This window comes from Bradyrhizobium sp. 141, from assembly GCF_023074055.1.
In the GTDB taxonomy this organism is placed as follows: Bacteria; Pseudomonadota; Alphaproteobacteria; order Rhizobiales; family Xanthobacteraceae; genus Bradyrhizobium.
Genome location: NZ_JADPKR010000085.1, coordinates 33,042 through 53,368 on the forward strand (window position 1 = coordinate 33,042; position 20,327 = coordinate 53,368).

At 64.6% G+C, this 20,327-nt stretch carries 17 protein-coding genes, 1 tRNA gene and 1 pseudogene; 12 read left to right on the forward strand and 7 right to left on the reverse strand.

The window, feature by feature from the left end:
* The first annotated feature begins 18 nt into the window (after positions 1–18).
* Both IVA81_RS26150 and IVA81_RS26155 read left to right on the forward strand, forming a co-directional pair.
* The gene (locus IVA81_RS26150) at positions 19–1,662 is read left to right on the forward strand and encodes an acyl-CoA dehydrogenase family protein (protein ID WP_247323285.1); all 1,644 of its coding nucleotides are present in this window, start codon (positions 19–21) and stop codon (positions 1,660–1,662) included.
* Positions 1,663–1,809: 147 nt separating this feature from the next.
* Positions 1,810–2,580 carry a type II CAAX endopeptidase family protein gene (locus IVA81_RS26155; RefSeq protein ID WP_247323287.1) on the forward strand — a complete coding sequence of 257 codons (771 nt, stop codon included), beginning with the start codon at positions 1,810–1,812 and terminating at the stop codon, positions 2,578–2,580.
* Here the strand turns inward: IVA81_RS26155 and IVA81_RS26160 are convergent.
* Both IVA81_RS26160 and ruvX read right to left on the reverse strand, forming a co-directional pair.
* Positions 2,577–3,500, reverse strand: coding sequence for an AEC family transporter (locus IVA81_RS26160; protein WP_247323289.1), 924 nt, complete (start codon positions 3,498–3,500; stop codon positions 2,577–2,579). The two genes, IVA81_RS26155 and IVA81_RS26160, sit on opposite strands and share 4 nt — an antisense overlap.
* Before the next feature lie 3 nt (positions 3,501–3,503).
* The gene (gene ruvX, locus IVA81_RS26165; protein ID WP_247323291.1) at positions 3,504–3,995 is read right to left on the reverse strand and encodes a Holliday junction resolvase RuvX; all 492 of its coding nucleotides are present in this window, start codon (positions 3,993–3,995) and stop codon (positions 3,504–3,506) included.
* Positions 3,996–4,041: 46 nt separating this feature from the next.
* On the opposite strand from ruvX, the pseudogene IVA81_RS26170 reads away from it, so the two are divergent.
* Positions 4,042–4,254, forward strand: a pseudogene (locus IVA81_RS26170) (hypothetical protein); the annotation flags it as partial.
* Between the two features lie 56 nt (positions 4,255–4,310).
* Here IVA81_RS26170 and IVA81_RS26175 read toward each other — a convergent pair.
* Positions 4,311–5,246, reverse strand: coding sequence for a cyclase family protein (locus tag IVA81_RS26175; protein WP_247323293.1), 936 nt, complete (start codon positions 5,244–5,246; stop codon positions 4,311–4,313).
* Between the two features lie 207 nt (positions 5,247–5,453).
* Complete coding sequence (locus IVA81_RS26180) at positions 5,454–6,344, reverse strand: LysR family transcriptional regulator (protein WP_247323295.1); 891 nt, start codon at positions 6,342–6,344, stop codon at positions 5,454–5,456.
* A 96-nt stretch (positions 6,345–6,440) separates the two neighbouring features.
* Between IVA81_RS26180 and IVA81_RS26185 the strand changes: the two genes are divergently transcribed.
* The 7 genes from IVA81_RS26185 to gatB all read left to right on the forward strand — a co-directional run bounded on the left by IVA81_RS26185 (position 6,441) and on the right by gatB (position 12,518).
* On the forward strand, positions 6,441–7,448 hold the full coding sequence (locus tag IVA81_RS26185; RefSeq protein WP_247323304.1) for a nitronate monooxygenase: 1,008 nt from the start codon (positions 6,441–6,443) through the stop codon (positions 7,446–7,448).
* A gap of 148 nt (positions 7,449–7,596) precedes the next feature.
* On the forward strand, positions 7,597–8,673 hold the full coding sequence (locus tag IVA81_RS26190; protein ID WP_247323306.1) for a nitronate monooxygenase family protein: 1,077 nt from the start codon (positions 7,597–7,599) through the stop codon (positions 8,671–8,673).
* A 77-nt stretch (positions 8,674–8,750) separates the two neighbouring features.
* Positions 8,751–9,038, forward strand: a complete 288-nt coding sequence (gene gatC, locus IVA81_RS26195) for an Asp-tRNA(Asn)/Glu-tRNA(Gln) amidotransferase subunit GatC (RefSeq protein WP_007611211.1) — start codon at positions 8,751–8,753, stop codon at positions 9,036–9,038.
* 18 nt (positions 9,039–9,056) lie between these two features.
* A complete protein-coding gene (locus IVA81_RS26200; protein ID WP_035709922.1) occupies positions 9,057–9,269 on the forward strand; it encodes a hypothetical protein in 213 nt (70 codons plus the stop codon).
* Positions 9,266–10,741 (forward strand): Asp-tRNA(Asn)/Glu-tRNA(Gln) amidotransferase subunit GatA, encoded by a 1,476-nt coding sequence (gene gatA, locus IVA81_RS26205; protein WP_247323309.1) that lies wholly within the window; start codon positions 9,266–9,268, stop codon positions 10,739–10,741. The genes IVA81_RS26200 and gatA overlap by 4 nt, the downstream gene beginning before the upstream one ends.
* Complete coding sequence (locus IVA81_RS26210; protein WP_247323310.1) at positions 10,732–11,037, forward strand: hypothetical protein; 306 nt, start codon at positions 10,732–10,734, stop codon at positions 11,035–11,037. The genes gatA and IVA81_RS26210 overlap by 10 nt, the downstream gene beginning before the upstream one ends.
* Entirely contained in the window at positions 11,034–12,518 is a 1,485-nt protein-coding gene (gene gatB, locus IVA81_RS26215) for an Asp-tRNA(Asn)/Glu-tRNA(Gln) amidotransferase subunit GatB (protein ID WP_247323312.1), read from the forward strand. Before IVA81_RS26210 ends, gatB begins: the two co-directional genes overlap by 4 nt.
* Positions 12,519–13,734: 1,216 nt before the next feature.
* Here the strand turns inward: gatB and IVA81_RS26220 are convergent.
* Positions 13,735–13,986, reverse strand: coding sequence for a hypothetical protein (locus IVA81_RS26220; RefSeq protein WP_247323313.1), 252 nt, complete (start codon positions 13,984–13,986; stop codon positions 13,735–13,737).
* A 68-nt stretch (positions 13,987–14,054) separates the two neighbouring features.
* Here IVA81_RS26220 and IVA81_RS26225 point away from each other — a divergent pair, with 68 nt between their 5' ends.
* Positions 14,055–14,321 carry a hypothetical protein gene (locus tag IVA81_RS26225; protein ID WP_247323315.1) on the forward strand — a complete coding sequence of 89 codons (267 nt, stop codon included), beginning with the start codon at positions 14,055–14,057 and terminating at the stop codon, positions 14,319–14,321.
* Positions 14,322–14,764: 443 nt separating this feature from the next.
* Here the strand turns inward: IVA81_RS26225 and IVA81_RS26230 are convergent.
* Positions 14,765–14,857 (reverse strand) — tRNA-Ser (locus tag IVA81_RS26230).
* An 837-nt stretch (positions 14,858–15,694) separates the two neighbouring features.
* Between IVA81_RS26230 and IVA81_RS26235 the strand changes: the two genes are divergently transcribed.
* Positions 15,695–17,266 carry a porin gene (locus IVA81_RS26235; protein WP_247323317.1) on the forward strand — a complete coding sequence of 524 codons (1,572 nt, stop codon included), beginning with the start codon at positions 15,695–15,697 and terminating at the stop codon, positions 17,264–17,266.
* Between the two features lie 457 nt (positions 17,267–17,723).
* On the opposite strand, the gene IVA81_RS26240 is transcribed toward IVA81_RS26235, so the two are convergent.
* Positions 17,724–20,162 (reverse strand): lytic transglycosylase domain-containing protein, encoded by a 2,439-nt coding sequence (locus IVA81_RS26240; protein ID WP_247323460.1) that lies wholly within the window; start codon positions 20,160–20,162, stop codon positions 17,724–17,726.
* Positions 20,163–20,327: the final 165 nt, after the last annotated feature.

Genomic DNA, 20,327 nt, shown 5'->3' on the forward strand with positions numbered 1-20,327 from the left:
TCTGCGCCGAGGAAACTGATGACCCAGCCGAGCTTCGCGACCCACGAGGTCTTCAATCAATCGCCGCCGTTCGAGGATATCGACCTGTTCGCCGTGGATCGGCCGCTGGTCGAGGCGGTCAAGGCCAATGGCGGTGCGGCAGCGGAACGCGAGCTGTCCGAGTTCGGCAAGCAATGGGGCTCGGCCGCGATGGCCGACCGCGGGCGCGCCGCGAACGAGAACACGCCAAAGCTGCGCACCTTCGACGCCAAGGGCAACCGGCGCGACCAGGTCGAGTTTCATCCCGTCTATCACGAGCTGATGGCGCACTCTGCGCACGCCGGCGTGCACAATTCGACCTGGACCGCGGATGGAAAGCCTGCGGGCGATGCCGCCGAAGTCATTCGGGCAGCAAAATTCTACATCGCTGCGCAGGTCGAGACCGGCCACCTCTGTCCGATCACGATGACGCGCGCCTCCGTTGGTGCGCTGGCGACGCAGCCGGACCTGCTCGCGCGCGTGATGCCGGTGCTATCGACCAGGAGCTACGACCCGAGCTTCGCGCCGTGGTGGGACAAGCGCGGCATGACGCTCGGCATGGGCATGACCGAGAAACAGGGCGGCACCGACGTGCGCGCCAACCTGACCCGCGCGGTGCGCGAGGGGGAGGCCTATCGCATCACCGGCCATAAATGGTTCATGTCGGCGCCGATGTGCGACGCGTTTCTGGTGCTGGCACAGGCCGATGGCGGGCTGACCTGTTTCTTCATGCCGCGCTTCGCGCCGGATGGCTCCGTGAATGCGATCCAGTTCCAGCGGCTGAAGGACAAGCTCGGCAATCGCTCCAATGCCTCGTCCGAGGTCGAATTCACAGGCGCCTACGCCGAACGGATCGGCGAGGAGGGCAAGGGTATCCGTACCATCATCCAGATGGTGCAGCTGACGCGGCAGGATTGCGCGATCGCCTCCGTCGGCCTGATGCGCTCGGGGCTGGCGCACGCGCTGCATCACGCCCGTCACCGCAGCGTGTTCCAGAAGCATCTTGCCGACCAGCCGCTGATGCAGGCCGTGCTGTCGGACATGGCGCTGCATGTCGAGGCGATCACCGCGCTGGTGATGCGGCTCTGCCGCGCCTTCGACCGCATGCCGCACGATGCGGCGGAGGCCGCTTATATGCGGCTGTTGACGCCCGCGATCAAATACTGGACGTGCAAGAGCGCGCCGCCGTTCCTCTATGAAGCCATGGAATGCCTCGGCGGCAATGGCTATGTCGAGGACGGCATTCTGGCGCGGCACTATCGGGAGGCGCCGGTCAACGCGATCTGGGAAGGGTCGGGCAACGTGATGTGCCTCGACGTGCTCCGCGCGCTGGCGCGCGAACCGGAGCCGGCGATGGCGGTGCTGCAATCGCTCGCGGCCGAGACGAAGGGCTTGCCTGGGGCCGGGGAGACGGTCGCGTTCATCGGCAAGACCTTCCGCCGCGCCGATGGCGAACGCATCGCACGGCTTGCGGTCGAGAAGCTGGCGCTGCTTGCGGCTGCCGCGGCGCTCAACGGCGTGTCACCGCAGCACGCCGAGCTGTTCGCCGCCACGCGTCTCGCCGCCAATCACGCCAGCATGTATGGCGCGGTGGAGCTGGCGAGCGGCGAGGTGCGCGCGCTGCTGGACCGGGCGCTGCCGTGATTGAGGCATTTTCGATCCACATCGTCATGGCCGGGCTTGTCCCGGCCATCCACGTCTTGAGTTGCGGCGCGAAGAACGTGGATGCCCGGGACAAGCCCGGGCATGACGACTTCCCGATAGTTAGCGCTTACTAACGAAAGCCTCCTGATGGACTCCCTCAATCCCGATCATCCCCCGCTGACCCTGACGCCTGCGGAGCAGGCGCCACGCGTCTGGAAGTTCTGGGGCACGGCGCTGTGGGGCCTCTTCGTCTTCGTCGCGATGTTCGTCGGGCAGATCGGCGCCGTCGTTCTGCTGGCCGCGCAGCGTGGTCTTCCCATGGACCTCGCCTCGGTCCAGCTCGTCGGCCACGAGCCGCAGACGCTCGCGCTGTCGGTCATCATGGGCCTGCCGGCGACGCTTATCGCGGTGTGGCTCGCCATTCGCATCAAGAAAGCCTCCTTCGTCGACTATCTCGCGCTGCATTGGCCGTCCTGGAAGCAGCTCCTGTTGGGTGCCGTCGGCCTCATCCTGATCGTGCTGGTCTGGGAGACGATGTCGCGCGCGCTCGGCCGCGAGGCGACGCCGGGCTTCATGACTGATCTGTTGAAATCCGGTCGCGACAAGGGGGCGGCGCTGTTGCTTCTGTTCGCCTTCAGCGTGGCCGCGCCGATGTCGGAAGAGATTCTGGCGCGCGGATTCCTTTATCGGGGTTGGTCGGCGAGCTTCCTGCGGGTACCGGGCGCGATCCTCTTGTCGTCGCTGGTCTGGACAATCGTGCACCTGCAATACGACATGTACTTCCTCGCCGAAGTCTTCACCATCGGCCTGTGGTTCGGCTACATGCGCTATCGCGCGGGCTCGCTCTGGCTCACCATCATCCTGCACGCGCTGAACAATTTGACCGCCGTGGTGCTGACGATGTGGTTGGGGAGCTAGGCCACCAGCGCGATCGCTACCGGCATCGTGATCGCCGCAAAGATCGTCTGCAGCGTGATGATCTGCGCCAGCAGCGGCGCATCGCCGCCCATCTGGCGGGCGAGGACATAGGCGCTCGACGAGGTCGGGACCGCCGAGCAGATCGCGACGATCGCCAGGCTCTCGCCTGACAGCCCGAACCAGACGGCGAGGGCGAGGGCAAGTGCGGGCATCAGCACGAGCTTGAAAGCGACGCCGATGGCAGCGCCGGCGCTCGGGCGCAGCAGGCCTTCGAGATGCAATCCCGCGCCGGTGACGAGCAGGCCGATCGCGAGCGAGGAACGGCTGAGCGCGTCGGCCACCTCATGCCAGAGTTTCGGCAGCGGCAGATGGGTGACATTGACGAAGAGCCCGATCGCGCAGGCCCAGATCAGGGGATTGCGGACCAATGTCATGACGATGGCGCGGCCGGATTGCTTTTCGGGCGCGGCATAATGCGCGAGCACGGCGACGCTGAACACGTTGACGAGCGGAATGATGGCAACCATGGCGACCGAGGCGAGCGCCAGCCCGACGTCGCCGAACATGTTGGCGCAGACGGACAGCCCGACGAAGGTCTGCCAGCGTGTCGCACCCTGGAAGATCGAGGTAAAGGCGGGACCGTCGATACCGAGCCGCGCCAGCGCGGGGCGGAGCGCGAGGCAAAGCAGCGACATCGCGAGCGCTGACAGCAGCAGCGCGCCGCCGACGCCGGCGACCGGCACCTTGGAGAGGTCGGCCTTTACCAGCGTCTGGATCAGCAGCATCGGAAACAGCACGAAATAGGTCAGCCGCTCCAGCCCGTGCCATTGCGTGTCGAGCCGCATCAGGCTGCGCTTCAGCACCACGCCGAGCACGATGAGGATGAAGACCGGCAGCAGCGCCGCGATCACGACGGCCATGGATCAGTCAGTCCCCGAGGCGGCGCGAAGATTGGCGAGGCGGTCGAGCGCGCCTTGCAGGATGAAGATCGCGGCATGCTCGTCGATCACCTCGGCGCGCTTGGCGCGGCTGACGTCCATGCCGATCAGCTCGCGCTCGACCGCCGCGGTCGAGAGGCGCTCGTCCCAGAGGCCGATGGGAAGGGCGGTCAGGCCGGCAAGGTTGCGGGCGAAGGCGCGGGTGGATTGCGCGCGCGGGCCCTCGCTGCCGTCCATGTTGATGGGCAGGCCCAGCACGAAACCGGCCGCCTTGCGCTCGGCCGCAATTGCGAGAAGACGAGCGGCATCCTGCTTGAACTGCTTGCGCTGGACCGTCTCGACGCCGGTCGCAAGCCGCCGGTCCGGGTCGGACACGGCAACGCCGATGGTCTTGGTGCCCAAATCGAGCCCGACCAGCGCGCCGCGCGCGGGCCAGTGGGTTGCAGCATCGACGAGAGGCAGGATAAGAGCCGGCATGGATTTAGCGCATATCACGCGTCGCGCCGCGGAGTGAACCCGGAACATGGATGCGTTGACATTATTCGGGCTGTTCGCCGTGACGGCGATGCTGGTCACTTACGCCCTGGAAGATCGCAGCCACTGGTTCGTGCTGGTGTTCGCGGCGTCCTGCGCGCTCGGCTCGGCCTACGGTTTTCTCCAGGGCGCCTGGCCGTTCGGTCTGGTCGAGGCGATCTGGGCCGTCGTCGCGCTGCGGAGGTGGCACCTCAGGCCGCGGTCAGAAAGGGGGCGGGCGAGGGCACTTGCGGTCCTCGCCCGTGAGGAGCTTGCAGCTCAGCGGATCGCGATCGGGTTGATCATCGCCTGCACGCCGCCGGTCCAGCGCGGCTGTCCCAGCACGAACAGGAATTCGTAACCCTTGTCCCGGGCGAGCGCGGCGGTGTCCATGTTCTCGAGGATGTAGGTCCCGTTCATCGCCAGCAGGATCTGGTGCACCTCGAACACGTTCTTGGATTCGAACGGCAGCACCTCGAGGCCCCAGGTGTCGGCACCAACCGCGACGACGCCCTTGCCGGTCAGGTACTTCGCGCCTTCGACACCGAGGCCGGGCTCGCCCGCCGAATAGCGCTTGTCGTCCTTGCCGATCAGACTGAGCCAGCCGGTGTGGAAGATGACGACGTCGCCTTGCCGGATCTCGACGTTCTGCTGCTTGGCGGCTTCCTCGATTTCCTTGACGTTGAAGGCGGTGCCCTCCTTGACCACGTCGGTCTTGAAGTAGGCCGCCATGTCGAGCAGCACGCCGCGCGTGACCATCGGCGGCACCTTCTCGATGCCGAGCTTCTTCAATCCGTTCGGATCGGCGAAATCAGCGAGCTTGTTGCCGTTGTAGTAGACGTGCTCGACGCCAAGATGGCCGAGCCCGTCGAGCTGGCTGCCGATGCCGACCCAGGTGTCGAGGATGTCGTCGTTATAGGTCGCCTTGTTGGGACCGAGACCCGGGCTGCCGGCCTGTCCAGGCTGCACGATGGTGAGCTTGAATGCGCGCGGCGGATAGGCCGGCGTCTGCGGCGTGACGGGAATGCCGAGGGCGTAGGTCTTGCCGGTCTTCACCAGCGAGGCCGCTTTCATCACGAGTTCGGGCGTCATGTAGTTGGCGGCGCCGATCTCGTCGTTCGGCCCCCATTTCGATTTGGTCCAGTCCTGTGCGCTTGCAGTTCCAGATATCGCCGACAACGCAGCGACGCAGCACAACACGAAGGTATTGCGCATCGATAGTCCTCCCAATGTTTTTGCCGATGTTTGGCTTCGTTATGGTTTCGCGCTTGGCCAGTGACGCATCGTAGCGCAGAAGGAGCGCGCGCTTCAAAATGTTTCAACGCGCTGCGCTGCGAGAGCTGAAACAGCGCAGCGCGCAAATCGATTCAAGTACGACAGATTTGTGGCAGCTAATTTCGCGGGATGGAACGACGCGTCGCGTCAAGCGGCGATGACGTCCTCGTCCTGCTTCAGGCAGGCGGCAAAACCGCAGAGCGCGCTGGTTCGATGTCCGGCGCTGCGTTGGATGAAGAGCGTCTCGACGCGCGCATGCGAGGGGCTCAGCGTATGGATCGAGACGCTGCCATTCATGGCGCTGCGTTCGACGACCGCACGCGGCAACAACGTCACGCCCATGTCGGCGGCGACGCAGCCGATCATGCCGTCGAGTGTGCCGAGCTCGAAGCGTGCGGCCGAAGGCCAGCCGAAATCGACGAAGATCTGCTCGAGCCGTTGGCGATAGGTGCAGCCGGTGCGGAACACCAGCGCGGTCGGGCCGGACTCCGGCGTGCCGGCGCGTAGCTCGGCAAGCGAGCTCCAGCGCCGCGCGCTGACCAGCACCAGCTCCTCGCGGAAGGCGCTCGTCGCAGTGAGGTCGACATGCGCGATCGGACCTGCGACGAAGGCACCGTCGAGCGCACCTTCGAGCACGCCTGCCACGAGGTCGGCCGTGGTTGCGGTGCGCAAGGAGAGCCGCACGGCGGGAAAGCGGCGGTGGAAATCGGCGAGCAGCGGCGGCAGCCGCACCGCCGCGGTCGTTTCCATCGAGCCGATCGCAAGCGGTCCCTTTGGCTCGCCATCGTCGCGCGCGGCGAGCACGGCCTCGCGCGACAACGCGGCCATCCGCTGTGCATAGGGCAGGAGGCGCTTGCCGGCGCCGGTCAGCGTCATGCCGCGACTATGGCGTTCGAACAGCGCCGTGCCGATCTCCGCCTCCAGCGCCTTCACGCGCTGGGTGACATTGGATTGCACGGTGTTCAGCTCCTCCGCGGCGCGGGTGATGCCGCCGGTGCGGGCGACTGCAGCAAAGGTCTTGAGGTCGCCGAGTTCCATGGCCGCGTTCCCAATTTGAGATGGCATCGTTCTATAGAATTCAATTTTGAAGAATGTTATTCGGGCCTAATCTTCCTGTCCAGAGCGGGAGGACCCATGCCGATTGCCACGCCGCTGACGGAGCTTCTGGGGATCAGGCATCCGATCCTGTCGGCGCCCATGGATACGATCGCTGGCAGCCGGCTGACCCGCGCTGTCAGCGAGGCCGGCGGATTCGGCATCCTGGGTGGCGGATACGGAGACCGGGGCCGACTTGAGACAGAGACCGCAGAGCTGAAGGGCTTTGCGCCGTTCGGTATCGGCTTCATCACGTGGAGCCTGGCAAAGCAGCCCGAACTGCTCGACATCGCGCTCGACGCTCGCCCGCAGGCCATCATGCTGTCATTCGGCGATCCCGCGCCGTTCGCGCCGCGCATTCGGGCGAGCGGTGCGCGACTGATCTGCCAGGTGCAGAGCGAGGAAATGGCCAGGCAGGCGCTCGATGCCGGCGCGGCGATCCTGATCGCGCAGGGCACCGAAGCCGGCGGCCATGGCGCATCGCGCACCACGGTCGACATCGTGCCCGCGATCGTCGATCTGGCGGCCGAACGGGTGCCGGTCGTCGCGGCCGGCGGGATCGCCGACGGCCGGGGCCTTGCCGCCATGATGATGCTGGGCGCATCCGGCGTGCTGATCGGCACGCGCTTCTATGCGAGCGTGGAGGCCAACGGCGCGCAGGAGGCCAAGGAGCGCATTCGCATGGCGAACAGCAACGATACGGTGCGCGGCGTTGTCGCTGACTGGTCGCGGAGCTTGTTCTGGCCGGCCCCGTTCACGGCACGAACGCTGGTCAACGATCACATCAGGCGCTGGACCGGCCGCGAGATCGAGCTGATGCAGCGCGCGGCCGAGGTTGGCGTCGAGTATGCTGCGGCAAAGGCCGCGGGCAATTTTGAGGTCGCCGCTGTCTTTGCCGGCGAGGCTGTCGGGCTGATCCATGATATTCCGCCAGCCGCCGAGATCGTCGAACGGATTGCGACCGAAGCGGAGCAACTGCTAACCGGCCGGCGTAATTCAGTGAGAGGAGTTCTTCCTTCTCCCCTTGTGGGAGAAGGTGGCGCGTAGCGCCGGATGAGGGGTTCTAACCGCGGCGAACAAAATCAAAACCAGAGAGGCCTGTATCCGCTGATGCAAACCCCTCACCCGTCTCGCCGCTATGCGGCGAGCCACCCTCTCCCACAAGGGGAGAGGGTAAGAACGAGAGAGCAAAACCATGTGGCCCGACCGTCGATTGATCGACCTCTTCAAGACCGAATTTCCGATCGTGCTGGCGCCGATGGCTGGCGTGATGGATGCGGAGCTGGTGATCGCCGTGGCGGAAGGCGGAGGGCTCGGTTCGTTGCCGAGTGCGATGCTATCGCCGGAGAAGGCGCGCGAGCAGGTCAAGCTCATTCGTCAGCGCGTGAAGGCGCCGGTGAACATGAACTTCTTCTGCCACACGCCGGCTGACCTTACGGCCGACGCCGAGGCGCGCTGGAAGCAGCGGCTCGCGGGCTATTACACCGAGCATGGCCTCGATCCCGCCGCGCCGATCACGGCCGCGAACCGTGCGCCGTTTGATGCCTCCTTCTGCGAGGTCGTCGAGGAGCTGAAGCCGGAAATCGTCAGCTTCCATTTCGGCCTGCCGGACGCGACGCTGCTCAAGCGCGTCAAGGCGGCCGGCTGCCTCGTCATCTCGTCGGCAACGACGGTGAAGGAAGCGGTCTGGCTGGAACAGCACGGCGTCGATGCCGTCATCGCGCAAGGTGCGGAAGCCGGCGGTCATCGCGGCATGTTCTTGACCGACAAGATCGCCGAGCAGCCCGGCACCTTCGCGCTGGTGCCGCAGGTCGTCGATGCCGTGAAGGTGCCGGTTATTGCTGCCGGCGGCATCGCCGACGGGCGCGGCATTGCCGCGGCTTTCGCGCTCGGTGCATCCGGTGTGCAGATCGGCAGCGCTTATCTGCGCTGCCCGGAATCCAAGCTCAGCGCGGGCGGCCGCAAGGCGCTCGCCGAAGCGCAGGATGATTCCACCGTCATCACCAATGTCATGACCGGCCGCCCGGCGCGCGGGGTCCAGAACCGCCTGATGCGCGAGGCCGGCCCGGTCTCGCCGGATGCGCCTCCCTTTCCCCATGCTGCGACCGCGCTGGGGCCGCTGAAGGCGGCTGCCGAAAAGCAGGGCAGGGTGGATTTCACCAATCTCTGGGCCGGCCAGGCCGTCGCCCTGAGCCGCGAGGTCCCGGCGGCTGAATTGACCCGGGATCTGGCCAGATCGGCGCTGGCCCGCATGAAAGCGCTGGCCGGCTAGGCCAGCCGCGCCGGTTGCGGCGCAAAACCGGCCTCTGCTATACGGCACATAGGTTTTGCCGTGAGAGGCCTTATATAATGTCCGTTGACGCCGCTACCGTCCGCCGCATCGCGCATTTGGCGCGCATTGCGGTTTCCGAGGGCGAGGTTCCGCATCTTCAAGGCGAGCTCAATGCCATGCTCGCCTTTGTCGAGCAGCTTTCGGAGGTCAATGTCGAGGGCGTGGAGCCTATGACCTCGGTCACCCCGATGCAGATGAAGAAGCGGCAGGACGTGGTCAATGACGGCGAGATCGCCGACGATATCGTTGCCAACGCGCCCGCGACCGAAGGTCACTTCTTCCTGGTGCCCAAGGTTGTTGAGTAGTTCTTAGGACCAAGTCCGATGTGCATGCTTTGCGATGATGAGAAGGCCTATCAGGCCTACATGAACTATCTCGACAAGATGGAGCGGCAGGGCAAGGCTGCCGACCCCAACGTCGCCGTCAATGCCGTGCTCGACGAGATCGAGGCCGCCGCGAAAGCAGCCGCCAAGAAAGACGACCCGGCCAACGACAAGACCCTGTCTCCGTTCTTCTGCAGCCCGATCAATAAATGACCGATTTGACATCGCTGACGCTCGCCGAGGCCCGCAAGGGTCTCGCCGACAAGACTTTCACGTCCCTCGAGCTGACCGACGCGCACCTTTCCGCGATCGAAGCCGCGCGCGTGCTCAATGCCTTCGTGATGGAGACGCCGGACCAGGCGCGCGACATGGCGAAGGCCGCAGACGACAAGATCGCGAGGGGTGAGGGCGGTCCGCTCGCCGGCGTCCCGCTCGGCATCAAGGACCTGTACGCGACCAAAGGCGTGCGCACCACGGCGTGTTCAAAGATCCTCGGCAATTTCGTGCCGACCTATGAGTCCACGGTCACCTCGCAGCTCTGGCGCGACGGTGCGGTGATGCTCGGCAAGCTCAACAATGACGAGTTCGCGATGGGCTCAGCCAACGAGACCTCCTGCTTCGGCCCCGTCGGCAATCCCTGGCGGCGCGAGGGAAGCAACACCACGCTGGTGCCGGGCGGCTCGTCCGGCGGTTCGGCCTCGGCCGTGGCGGCGCTGCTGTGCATGGGTGCGACCGCGACCGACACCGGCGGATCGATCCGCCAGCCGGCGGCGTTCACCGCGACCGTCGGTATCAAGCCGACCTATGGCCGCTGCTCGCGCTGGGGCATCGTCGCCTTTGCCTCCTCGCTCGACCAGGCAGGGCCGATCGCGCGCAGCGTGCGCGACAGCGCGATGCTGCTGCGTTCGATGGCAGGGCACGATCCAAAGGACACGACCTCCGTTGACGTTGCCGTGCCGGACTATGAGGCCGCGATCGGCAAGTCCGTGAAGGGCATGAGGATCGGTATCCCCAAGGAGTATCGTCTCGACGGCATGCCGGCCGAGATCGAGAAGCTGTGGAGTGAGGGTGCGGCCTGGCTGAAGGCGGCCGGCGCCGAGCTGGTCGAGGTGTCGCTGCCGCACACCAAATACGCGCTGCCGGCCTATTACATCGTGGCGCCGGCGGAGGCGTCCTCCAACCTCGCGCGCTACGACGGCGTGCGCTACGGCTTGCGCGAGCAGGGTAAGAACATCATCGAGCAGTACGAGAACACCCGCGCCGAAGGTTTTGGTGCCGAGGTGCGCCGCCGCGTCATGATTGGCACCTATGTGCTCTCGGCCGGCTATTATGATGCGTATTACTTGCGTGCCCAGAAGGTGCGCACGCTGATCAAGAAGGATTTTGAGGATTGCTTCGCGAGGGGCGTCGACGCGATCCTGACGCCGGCGACGCCGTCGGCGGCCTTCGGCATCGGCGAGAAGGGCGGTGCCGATCCGGTCGAGATGTACCTCAACGACATCTTCACGGTGACCGTGAACATGGCGGGCCTGCCCGGCATCGCCGTGCCCGCCGGCAAGGACGCGCAAGGTCTGCCGCTCGGCCTGCAGCTGATCGGACGGCCCTTCGACGAGGAGACGCTGTTCTCTCTCGGCGAGGTGATCGAGCAGGCGGCCGGCCGCTTCACGCCCGCGAGGTGGTGGTGAATGTCGCCGCGTTCATCGCGAGCCTCGACGGCGCGGCGCCCGCACCGGACCTGAACGCGCCGCTGAGAGGTCTCTGGTGGGCCGCCAAGGGCGACTGGGACCGCGCGCACAAGATCGTTCAGGACGAGAGCAGCCGCGAGGCGGCCTGGGTGCATGCCTACCTGCACCGCGTCGAAGGCGATCTCGGCAATGCCGGCTACTGGTACCGCCAGGCCGGCCGGCCAGCGGCAAAGGATTCATTGGAAGCGGAGTGGGAGCGGATGGTTTCCGCGCTGCTCGGGGATGGAAAAGCATGAACGCGTCAGTCAGACAGGGAAAACTGATCAAGGGCCAGACCGGCGACTGGGAAGTCGTGATCGGCATGGAGGTGCATGCTCAGGTCACTTCGCAGTCGAAACTGTTCTCCGGGGCCTCGACCGAATTCGGCGGCGAGCCCAACAGCCATGTCTCGCTGGTCGACGCGGCGATGCCGGGCATGCTGCCTGTCATCAACGCGGAGTGCGTCAGGCAGGCTGTCCGAACCGGGCTCGGCCTCAACGCCGCGATCAATTTGCGCTCGGTGTTCGACCGCAAGAACTATTTCTATCCTGACTCGCCGCAGGGCTACCAGATCAGCCAGTACAAGTCGCCGATCGTCGGCGAGGGCGACGTCGTCGTCGAACTGGACGGCGGCAAGGTAGCCACCATCGGTATCGAGCGGCTGCATCTGGAGCAGGATGCAGGCAAATTGCTGCACGACCAGTCGCCGAGCATGTCCTTTGTCGACCTCAATCGCTGCGGCGTGGCGTTGATGGAGATCGTGTCAAAACCCGACATCCGCGATGCCGAGCAGGCCAAGGCCTATGTGACCAAGCTGCGCTCGATCCTGCGCTATCTCGGCACCTGCGACGGCGACATGGAGAAGGGAAGCTTGCGGGCCGACGTCAACGTCTCGGTGCGCAAGCCAGGCGGGCCGCTCGGCACCCGCTGCGAGATCAAGAACATGAACTCGATCACCTTCATCGGGCAGGCGATCGAGTACGAGGCGCGGCGCCAGATCGAGATCCTCGAGGACGGCGGCGCCATCGACCAGGAGACGCGACTCTACGACCCCAACAAGGGCGAGACGCGTTCGATGCGCTCCAAGGAAGAGGCGCATGACTATCGCTACTTCCCCGACCCCGACCTGCTGCCGCTGGAGTTCGACCAGGCGTTCGTCGACGCGCTGAAAGCGGAGCTGCCGGAGCTGCCTGACCAGAAGAAGACGCGCTTCGTCGCCGACTTCGGCCTGTCGGCCTATGACGCGAGCGTGCTGGTCGCCGAGCGCGAGAGCGCGGTGTTCTACGAGACCGTGCTCGACAGGCTCGCCAACCGCGCGCGCGACGGCAAGGTGGCGGCGAACTGGGTGATCAATGAGCTGTTCGGCCGTCTCAACAAGGAAGGCCGGGATATTACGGACTCTCCCGTCAACGCCGAGCAGCTGGCTGCGATCATCGACCTGATCGGCGAGGGCACGATCTCCGGCAAGATCGCCAAGGATCTGTTCGAGATCGTCTGGCAGGAGGGCGGCGATCCCCGCGCGCTCGTGGAAAGCCGCGGCATGAAGCAGGTGACCGACCTATCGGCGATCGAGAAGGTGGTCGACGACATCATCGCAGCCAATCCCGACAAGGCCGCGCAGGTGAAGGACAAGCCGCAGTCGCTCGGCTGGTTCGTCGGCCAGGTGATGAAGGCGTCCGGCGGCAAGGCCAACCCGCAGAGCGTCAACGACCTGCTCAAGTCCAAGCTCGGCGTCTAGCGTCGCGCGTTCGAACGAGGTGACGAACACGCTTCGTCATCTCGCGATGGGTTCGCGACGCGACGTTCGCGTGCACCCTGGCGGTGAACTTCATCCTGATCGACGGCGATGCGGCGTCCGAATCGCCGTCACGCGATTCGCGCAAAACGGCGGCTTGAACACGCTTCGCCGGGCGCTCGCCCCGTTAGCCATGAAAATATTTTCGTTGCCAAAAATCGCGACTCAGAGTCCGCGGAACGCCTTCGCGAGGTGATCGCGCCCGTCGGGATAGGCGTCATCGCATCGATGATGCGCAATGCGTGAGTGCAGGAAAATACTTTCTGCATAGTGTTTTTATGCAATCGCATCTGTCGCGAACATGCACGATGCACCCACTCCCTGCGATCACGCCAGCACCTCGTGCGGAGCACTCGCGTCGCGCTCGCCAAGCGCACGCGGCTTACGCCGTCAACACTTCTTTAAGCGAGACGCTGTTTTTTTCGTGGTGTTGGTGTATTCGGGATGAGTGTGCACTCGATCCCCGACTGCATGCAGCGATTAGAGCCATCTCACACATCGGAGGGCAACATGGCCAAGAAAGCTAAGAAGGCAAAGAAGGCGAAGAAGGCGAAGAGCGCAGTGAAGAAGACTGCGAAGAAGACCCGCAAGGTCGCCAAGAAGAAGTAACTTCGCTTCTGAAGTTGCCGGCTCTTTAAATGAGCCGGCACGTCATCAGCGCCTCCTAAAGGTTCTGGTCGACGATAGAGGGTGTCGGCGAGACATCAGGTCAACGGTCGGATCGTTCTCTTTGACGGTCCGGCAGAAGAAACCAGTTTTCTTCGTTCGGTGCGGTTCTCCGTAAGGGGCTCCGCAATTTCACAGGCGGCCTTCGGGCCAACGTGAAATCTGATCCTGACGTGTTCGCCGACGCCCTCGTTCTCCTGAGGCCGGGGTATTGCCGGCATCCCTTTTCCCGACATTGCTGATCTGACCGCGACGTGGCCGCGCTGACGTCTTGCTCTGTCCTTGGGCAGGCGAGGGCGGCGGCTTGATTGCGATTTCGCACGCTGCATCGCCATTCGCGGTGTCATCGCCCGGCTGCGACCGGGCGATCCAGTACGCCGCGGCTTCTCGGTGGATGGCTGCTGCTTCTGAAAGACTGGGTCCCCCGCCTGCGTAGTGACGACGAAGAGCGGTGCGCAAAATGCTATAGGGCGCATCCCACCGCGCGCGATGGTTATCGTTCTCCCAAAATCGCAGGGTAAACCGAATCTGAAGAATCGCGGAAGTGCCCGTCAGACAAGGGCTTCTCGAATTCTTCGCGCTCGCGTCGCGCGCTCGCGTTTACGTCTGCTTCATCGCGATACTTAAACTGCCATTCAAATTTGCCCGCCATCATCGCCTCCAACAAGCCGGCAAACGGCATGGGGAGAGTTGAACAGCGCATGATCCCGGAAAAGTGGTTTTCCGGTTTTCCGGGAAGGATCATGCGAAATCAGAGTTGGACGGGAGCCGCGCTCGGGGAACGAGGCGGCACAAGAAAAAAGGGGATGCGTGATGTTTCAGGGTACTTTCGATATGGAGACGGCAACGCCGATCGACGCGAGCGCGCTGTCGGACGTGCTGTTCGAGCGCGGGATTTATTGGGCGAGCGGCCGCGCCGGCCTCGTCGATCTCATCGCCGCACATAAATGGTTCAACCTCGCCGCCCTGAAGGGCCGCAAGGACGCCGTGACGCTGCGCCAGGAAGTTGCCGGGCAGATGTCGGAGGTCGAGATCTCGGCTGCGCAGCGTGAGGCGAGGGCGTGGGTTTCCGCCCACTGAACCTCGGAAACGCATCCACACCCGTGTTCGCACGGGTGGGCCCGGTTGTCGCTGAATCAAGTTTCCTCGTCGTGCCGCCACATAAGACCCGAGCGGCATGAGCGACCCCGACACGAATGGACGATGGCTGCCGATTCAGATCGCTCCCGATGAGTGCGACCTGGAACTCGGACGTCGGCACAAGACGGGGATTCTGGCCTGGTCGTTTCCGTGCCGGCGCAGGTCCGGCGTATGGTTCAGCACCTGGGCCGACGAAGCGGTGCTGATTTCGCCCTCGCACTGGCGGATCTGGCGGTTCCACCGCTCGACGCGGGCGCACATATATTAAGGATGGTGCGAATCGAGCTGAGCGCACCGCCCCGATCCCAGCGCCAGGCTTTCGCGCCGGCCTCACGATCGCTTTCAGGTGAAACGCACAGACCTTGATTGATTCTGCCGCTGGGTGGCGGAGAGGGAGGGATTCGAACCCTCGATACAGCTTGAGACCGTATGACGCTTTAGCAAAGCGTTGCCTTCAGCCACTCGGCCACCTCTCCGGTGCGAGCCTTATGCATCTAATTGCTTGGGCCGGTCAATTTGGAAGCGTGTGTTTTCGCTCGAATATTCCCAACGATTTTCGAAACAGGACGGCTTGGCTCCCGGGGTGTGACGTAACGTTGCGAGAATGGGCGCAGAGGGGGAGCGTCAGGCACATGTCGAAGCATGGTTCCGCGTATGAGGACGTCCTTGCTCCGTGTAACAGCTTGACTTTACTAGGAGATCCAATCCGGGCGCGGGAGATGGCCTGTCGAAAGTTCGAATCGCCCGTCTCCGCCGGCCGGCCGGCATAGTCCCGCCCTCTATAAAGAGTGTTCACTGCAGGCTGTTCGCCGCGCGCCCTGAGGCCGTGCCTGTGTCAGGCCGGGAATCGGCAGGGCAGGTAGATGCCTTCTCCTTCTCCATGAGTCTCCCTCTGATTCCACGATTCGAGCGCGTCGAAGCCCCTCCAGGCCACGTCCCCGCCTGCGGTGCCTTAAGTGAGGAACTTTGATGGCAGTCGGAACCGTCTCAAAAACATCAATCAAAACAATACGTTGCGAAGGCGGTTTGATCACATCTGCGTGTTATTTGTGCAACACCCGTCGGAAAACAAGCTCCATGGGCCCGTTTCGAAGCGTTCTGTTGTTGTGTGTGCAAAGACGTTCGGTAATTGTGACTGAGCGACGGAGGGGGGCATCCCGAGGTCGTCCCGTTTAGGTCATTCGCTTAAGTCCCTCGCGTTCATGCGGGTGTGTCCGAAGACGCGAAGGAGCCCAAAGCGGTGATTTAGAGGGGGTTGGGGAATTGGCCGTCCGGTCAGTGACCTTCCCTGAAGAGCAACTTGGAGGTTTAACATGAAGTTGGTTAAGAGCCTTTTGCTCGGCTCAGCGGCGGGTCTGATCGCCGTGGGCGGAGCGCAGGCAGCCGATCTCCCCGTGAAGGCCAAAGCGGTCGAATACGTGAAGATCTGCTCGCTGTACGGAGCCGGGTTCTACTACATCCCGGGCACCGACACCTGCATCAAGCTGGGTGGTTATCTGCGCGCTGAAGTCGCGCTGAACACCAACTCGAGCTTCAGTGGTCAGCTGACGTCGAATAACGGTTCGCGTAACCGTCTGACGAACTACTACACCATGCGCGCTCGTGAAGATCTCAACATCGACACGCGCACCGCGACCGAGTACGGCGTCGTCCGTACCTTCTTCGACGGCGTGTTCTCCTGGACCACCGGCAACTACGCCGGCACCGGCAGCGCGACCGGCACCACCGCCTACAGCGGCACGCTGGCGCTCAACACCTCCGGCGCCGCCCCGGCGCTCGTTGGTTCGTCGATCAACGGCACCGACGGCAACACCTCGGGCGGTTCGCTCGGCGTGTACTACGCCTTCATCCAGTTCGCCGGCTTCACCATGGGTAAGGCCGTGTCGCAGTTCGACGCGCCCTGGACCAACTATCCCGGCAACAACTTCGACAGCCTCGTCGGCGGCAGCGGCACGGTCACTGGTGTCAACCAGTTCACCTACACCGCTGACTTCGGTCAGGGCGTGACGGCGTCGTTCTCGGCTGAAGATGCGACGGCCTACTACCAGGCCGGCAACCTGAACATGACCGGCGCGACTGCGACCGGCATGATCGGCGGCTCGTATGGCTCCAACGCCATCGGCGGCTCGCGTTCGCCGAACCTCGTCGGTATGGTCCGTGTCGACCAGGCCTGGGGTCTGTTCCAGGCGTCGGTTGCTGCGCATGACAACCACGTTGCCTACTACGGCGCCACCGAGCCGACTGGCCACCCCGACGACAAGTGGGGTTGGGCTGTTCAGCTCGCTCTGTCGATCAAGAACATCCCGACTGGTGCGGGTGACGTGATCAACATTTCGGGCGTCTACACCGACGGCGCGTCCCGCTACAACTTCCAGAACCTGTCGGGCGGCAGCTACTCGATGTTCGGCAGCTCCGGCGTTGCCTACCAGAGCGTCGGCTTCGCCATCGCTCCGGACACCGTGTTCGTGACCGGCTCCTCGCAGGAGACTGTGAAGACCTGGGGCTTCCGTGGTGCTTACACCCACAACTGGGATCCCTACTGGAACACCGCGCTCTACGGTGCCTACGCTCAGGCGCAGTTCGGCTCGCTCGCCAAGACCACGCTTTGCGGCGCTGGCGGTGCAGGCGGCGTGTTCGGCGGTCTCGCCGGTGTGACGGGTTGTAATCCTGACTTCGCCATCGGCCAGGTCGGTATCATCACCCGCTGGACCCCGGTCAAGAACCTGACGTTCTCGGCTGACCTCAACTGGACCCATCTCGACCAGAAGTACTCCGGTACTGTTGGTTACGCTGGTGCCGGCACGACGGCCAAGCCGGCTGCCGTGTACGAGCTGAAGGATCAGGACACCATCACCCTGCTCCTCCGCGCTCAGCGCAACTGGTAAGTTCGGTCTAACGACCTGACAGAGAGCCCTGGCGGGAAACCGCCGGGGCTTTTCTTTTGCCGCGGTGCTTGCTTTGCGCAATGGGTCAGGTTGGCCCGTCGTTCTCCATTGATCGGTCTTCGTTGCGACCTGATGGAGGCTATCGTGGGGAAGGGGATCTCCGCGCTTGCCCCCGACCGAGGCGCGCAGGGAGAACTGCCGTTGGCCAGCGTGGCCGTGCAAACGCCTCGCTGACCTGCCTTTGCAGCGGTAGCGTCCGGCGCCTTCATCTTCGCGCAGGCGGGGCAACGGCGAGCTTGCCGATCTGACCGCAGCTGTCGCAGCGCTCAAGGAGCGCGTCGAGGAAGGCTCGCCTGAGGACCGCACTTCGAGTGCTGGATATGCTTCGGCGGCTCAGGTCCAGCCAGGACAGCGCTCGCCGCCCATGCTCGCGGCAACGAATCGAGAGAGAGGATCGCTATTCCACGCTTGCGGCGCCGCGGCGCAAATCGGCCTCGATCTGCAAGCGCGAGCCGCCGCCGAAGCGGGCGCGGTAGACCTGAAGGTTCTCCATGATCCGCTGCACGTAATTGCGCGTCTCGGAGAACGGAATCAGCTCGACCCAGTCGACTGCGTCGACCTTGGGGTCGCGCGGATCGCCGTAGCGGTCGATCCACTTCTTCACGCTGCCGCGGCCGGCATTGTAGGCGGCAAAGGTCATGATGTAGGAGCCGCGGTAATCCTCGAGCAGTCCGCCGAGCTCGGCCGAGCCAAGCGTGGCGTTGTAGACCGAATCGTTCTTCAGCCGGCCCAGATCGTAAGTCGCGCCGTGCCGCTTGCAGACATAGCGCGCGGCGTCCGGCGTCACTTGCATCAGCCCGTAGGCTTGTGCCGGCGAGACCACCGAGGGGTTGAACGCGCTTTCCTGCCGGGCGATCGCGTAGACGATGCTGCGCTCGACCTCGGGGCCGATCGGCGTGAATTGCGGAATGCCGTTGACGGGATAGGCGTAGAAGTCGAACGGCAGGCCGCGGTTGAGCGCGGCCTTGCCGAGCAACAGCATGCCGCGCGCATCATTGTAGCGCTGGGTGAGCTCGCCGAGGCCGGCAAGCGCCTCGGGATCGCCGTTCTCGCCCATGTCCGCGAGCAGAGGTATCGCCATCTCGCGCTCGTCGAGCTCGTAGAGCAAATGCGCGGCGCGCACGATCTCCAGCCGTTCGGCGCCGCGCCCGCGCGGCTGACTGTTGAGCTCGATCTGCGGCAGGCCGAGCTTTGCGCGTGCGAGCTGGCCGTAATAGCTGGTCGATTGCTCGGCGGCTCTAGCGTAGGCGTTGCGCGCCTCCTGCTGGCGGCCCATCGCCTCCGCGGCGCGGCCCTGCCAATAGCCGGCACGGGCCAGCGCGGTCGGATTGACGCTGCCGACCCCGATGCGGGCGAAATGCTGCGCGGCGGCGGCGGGGTCGTTGAGGAAGCGGAGCGCGATCCACCCGGCGGTGAACTCCTGCTCGGTCTTGTAGATGTCGCGCGAGGGCAGCGCGGCATCGCGCGCGATCAGATAGGCACTGCGGAATTCCTCGGTGTCGATCATCTTGCGCGCCAGCAGACGCCGCTCGATCCACCATTCGTCGAGATTGTGGAGGCGGCCCGGATCCTTGGGCGCTGACAGCATCAGCTGGGCGGCCTCGGCGAATTTCTCCTCGCGGCGCAGGAGCTGGATCTTGCTGAAGGTGAAGCCGGGATCGTTGTGCAGCTCACGCGGTACCGCGTCGAGCAGCGCGCGTGCGTTTGGTGCCTTCTTGACGGCGGCGATGCGCGCCCTGGCGAGTGCGACATAGCCGGCGCCGAGACGCTTTGCGGCGCGTAGCGCGGCCTCGTTCTCGCTGCCGTAGAGCAGAGTGTCCATCCGCGCCTTCTGGTCGCCCGCCGTCAGCAGGGCGCCGAACTGGTCGAGCGCGTTGTTCTCGGTGTCCTCCGACATCGGATCGCTGCGCCAGGCCTCGCGCACCAGCCGCTCGGCGTTGGCGCGGTCGCCCCGCGCCAGCATCGCCTTGGCGAGCGTGAAGCGGCCCTTGGCCGAGATCGGAGATTCGTTCTCGAACCACGACCACGCGACGGAATCGTCGCGCCTGTCGTCCCACATCGCAGCTTCGAGGCGTCGGCGCAGAAAGGTCTGCGACGGCCAGCTCGGATTGGCAGAGAGGAAGGCGCGATAGCGCTCCACGGTCGCGCCATTGTCCTCGCTGCGCAGGATGATCCATTCCGCGAGCTTTCGCGCGACCGGATCCGAGATGCTGGCGCTCGCATTGGTGGCGTCTCCCGCCTTGCGCTTGCGCACGAGCTCGATGACGCTCTCCAGGGTCTCCTTGTCGCCCTGGGACGTCGACGACGTCGCAGCGACCGCGGCCGGGACGACCGGCTTGCGCGGCGCGGCATGCTGGCGGGTCGCCGGAGCCAGCACAGGGGCCGCGGCGGGTTTCGGAGCAGGAGCGGAAGGTCTGACGGTGGCGGTCACGGCCGGCGCGGGGGCCGCTTTCGGAGGCGAACCGTTGGCGGTCGTATGTGTCTTCGGCGCAGGTGCTGCTGCGGGAGGCTTGGGCTTGTCCTTCGCGGGTTCTTTCCCGGCGCTCTTGCCCGCGTCCTTGCCAGTATCCTTGCTAGCGTCCTTGGCCGGTTTCTTCGCTGCGTCCTTGCTCGGGGCGCTAGCCGCGCCCTTGCTGGCGCCCTTGGCTGCGTCCTTCGAAGTGCTGGTTCCCTTGTTGGTTTCCTTGGACGAGCCCTTCGCTGCATCCTTGGCGGCTGGCTTTGCGGTGTTCTTCGCAGCGTCCTTGGCCGTATCCTTGGCGGTATCCTTGGCGGTCTCCGCCGTCGTCTCATTGGACTTGGCCAGGGCGGCGCAGCCGAACGAGAGCCCTGCCATCAGGCACACGGCCAGACCGGTGGTTCGCCAAGCGGCGCGAGGGAATGAGGTCACGGGTTTTGTCGCCCCGAATCAGTCAAGTGGCTCGAGATCTAGCTGTATTTGATTGAATATGCGGACAAAATACCAACAGCCGCTTACCTCGGGCCGATTTGCACCACCACC

Bases quoted from the DNA above. Each gene is read 5' to 3' on its own strand.
- ruvX (WP_247323291.1), bottom strand. From the start codon at position 3,995: ATGCCGGCTCTTATCCTGCCTCTCGTCGATGCTGCAACCCACTGGCCC.
- IVA81_RS26175 (WP_247323293.1), bottom strand. From the start codon at position 5,246: ATGCGCAATACCTTCGTGTTGTGCTGCGTCGCTGCGTTGTCGGCGATA.
- IVA81_RS26225 (WP_247323315.1), top strand. From the start codon at position 14,055: ATGTTTCAGGGTACTTTCGATATGGAGACGGCAACGCCGATCGACGCG.
- IVA81_RS26240 (WP_247323460.1), bottom strand. From the start codon at position 20,162: ATGGCAGGGCTCTCGTTCGGCTGCGCCGCCCTGGCCAAGTCCAATGAG.
- IVA81_RS26185 (WP_247323304.1), top strand. From the start codon at position 6,441: ATGCCGATTGCCACGCCGCTGACGGAGCTTCTGGGGATCAGGCATCCG.
- IVA81_RS26150 (WP_247323285.1), top strand. From the start codon at position 19: ATGACCCAGCCGAGCTTCGCGACCCACGAGGTCTTCAATCAATCGCCG.
- gatC (WP_007611211.1), top strand. From the start codon at position 8,751: ATGTCCGTTGACGCCGCTACCGTCCGCCGCATCGCGCATTTGGCGCGC.
- IVA81_RS26180 (WP_247323295.1), bottom strand. From the start codon at position 6,344: ATGGAACTCGGCGACCTCAAGACCTTTGCTGCAGTCGCCCGCACCGGC.
- IVA81_RS26160 (WP_247323289.1), bottom strand. From the start codon at position 3,500: ATGGCCGTCGTGATCGCGGCGCTGCTGCCGGTCTTCATCCTCATCGTG.
- IVA81_RS26190 (WP_247323306.1), top strand. From the start codon at position 7,597: ATGTGGCCCGACCGTCGATTGATCGACCTCTTCAAGACCGAATTTCCG.
- gatA (WP_247323309.1), top strand. From the start codon at position 9,266: ATGACCGATTTGACATCGCTGACGCTCGCCGAGGCCCGCAAGGGTCTC.
- IVA81_RS26235 (WP_247323317.1), top strand. From the start codon at position 15,695: ATGAAGTTGGTTAAGAGCCTTTTGCTCGGCTCAGCGGCGGGTCTGATC.
- IVA81_RS26155 (WP_247323287.1), top strand. From the start codon at position 1,810: ATGGACTCCCTCAATCCCGATCATCCCCCGCTGACCCTGACGCCTGCG.
- IVA81_RS26220 (WP_247323313.1), bottom strand. From the start codon at position 13,986: ATGATCCTTCCCGGAAAACCGGAAAACCACTTTTCCGGGATCATGCGC.
- IVA81_RS26200 (WP_035709922.1), top strand. From the start codon at position 9,057: ATGTGCATGCTTTGCGATGATGAGAAGGCCTATCAGGCCTACATGAAC.
- gatB (WP_247323312.1), top strand. From the start codon at position 11,034: ATGAACGCGTCAGTCAGACAGGGAAAACTGATCAAGGGCCAGACCGGC.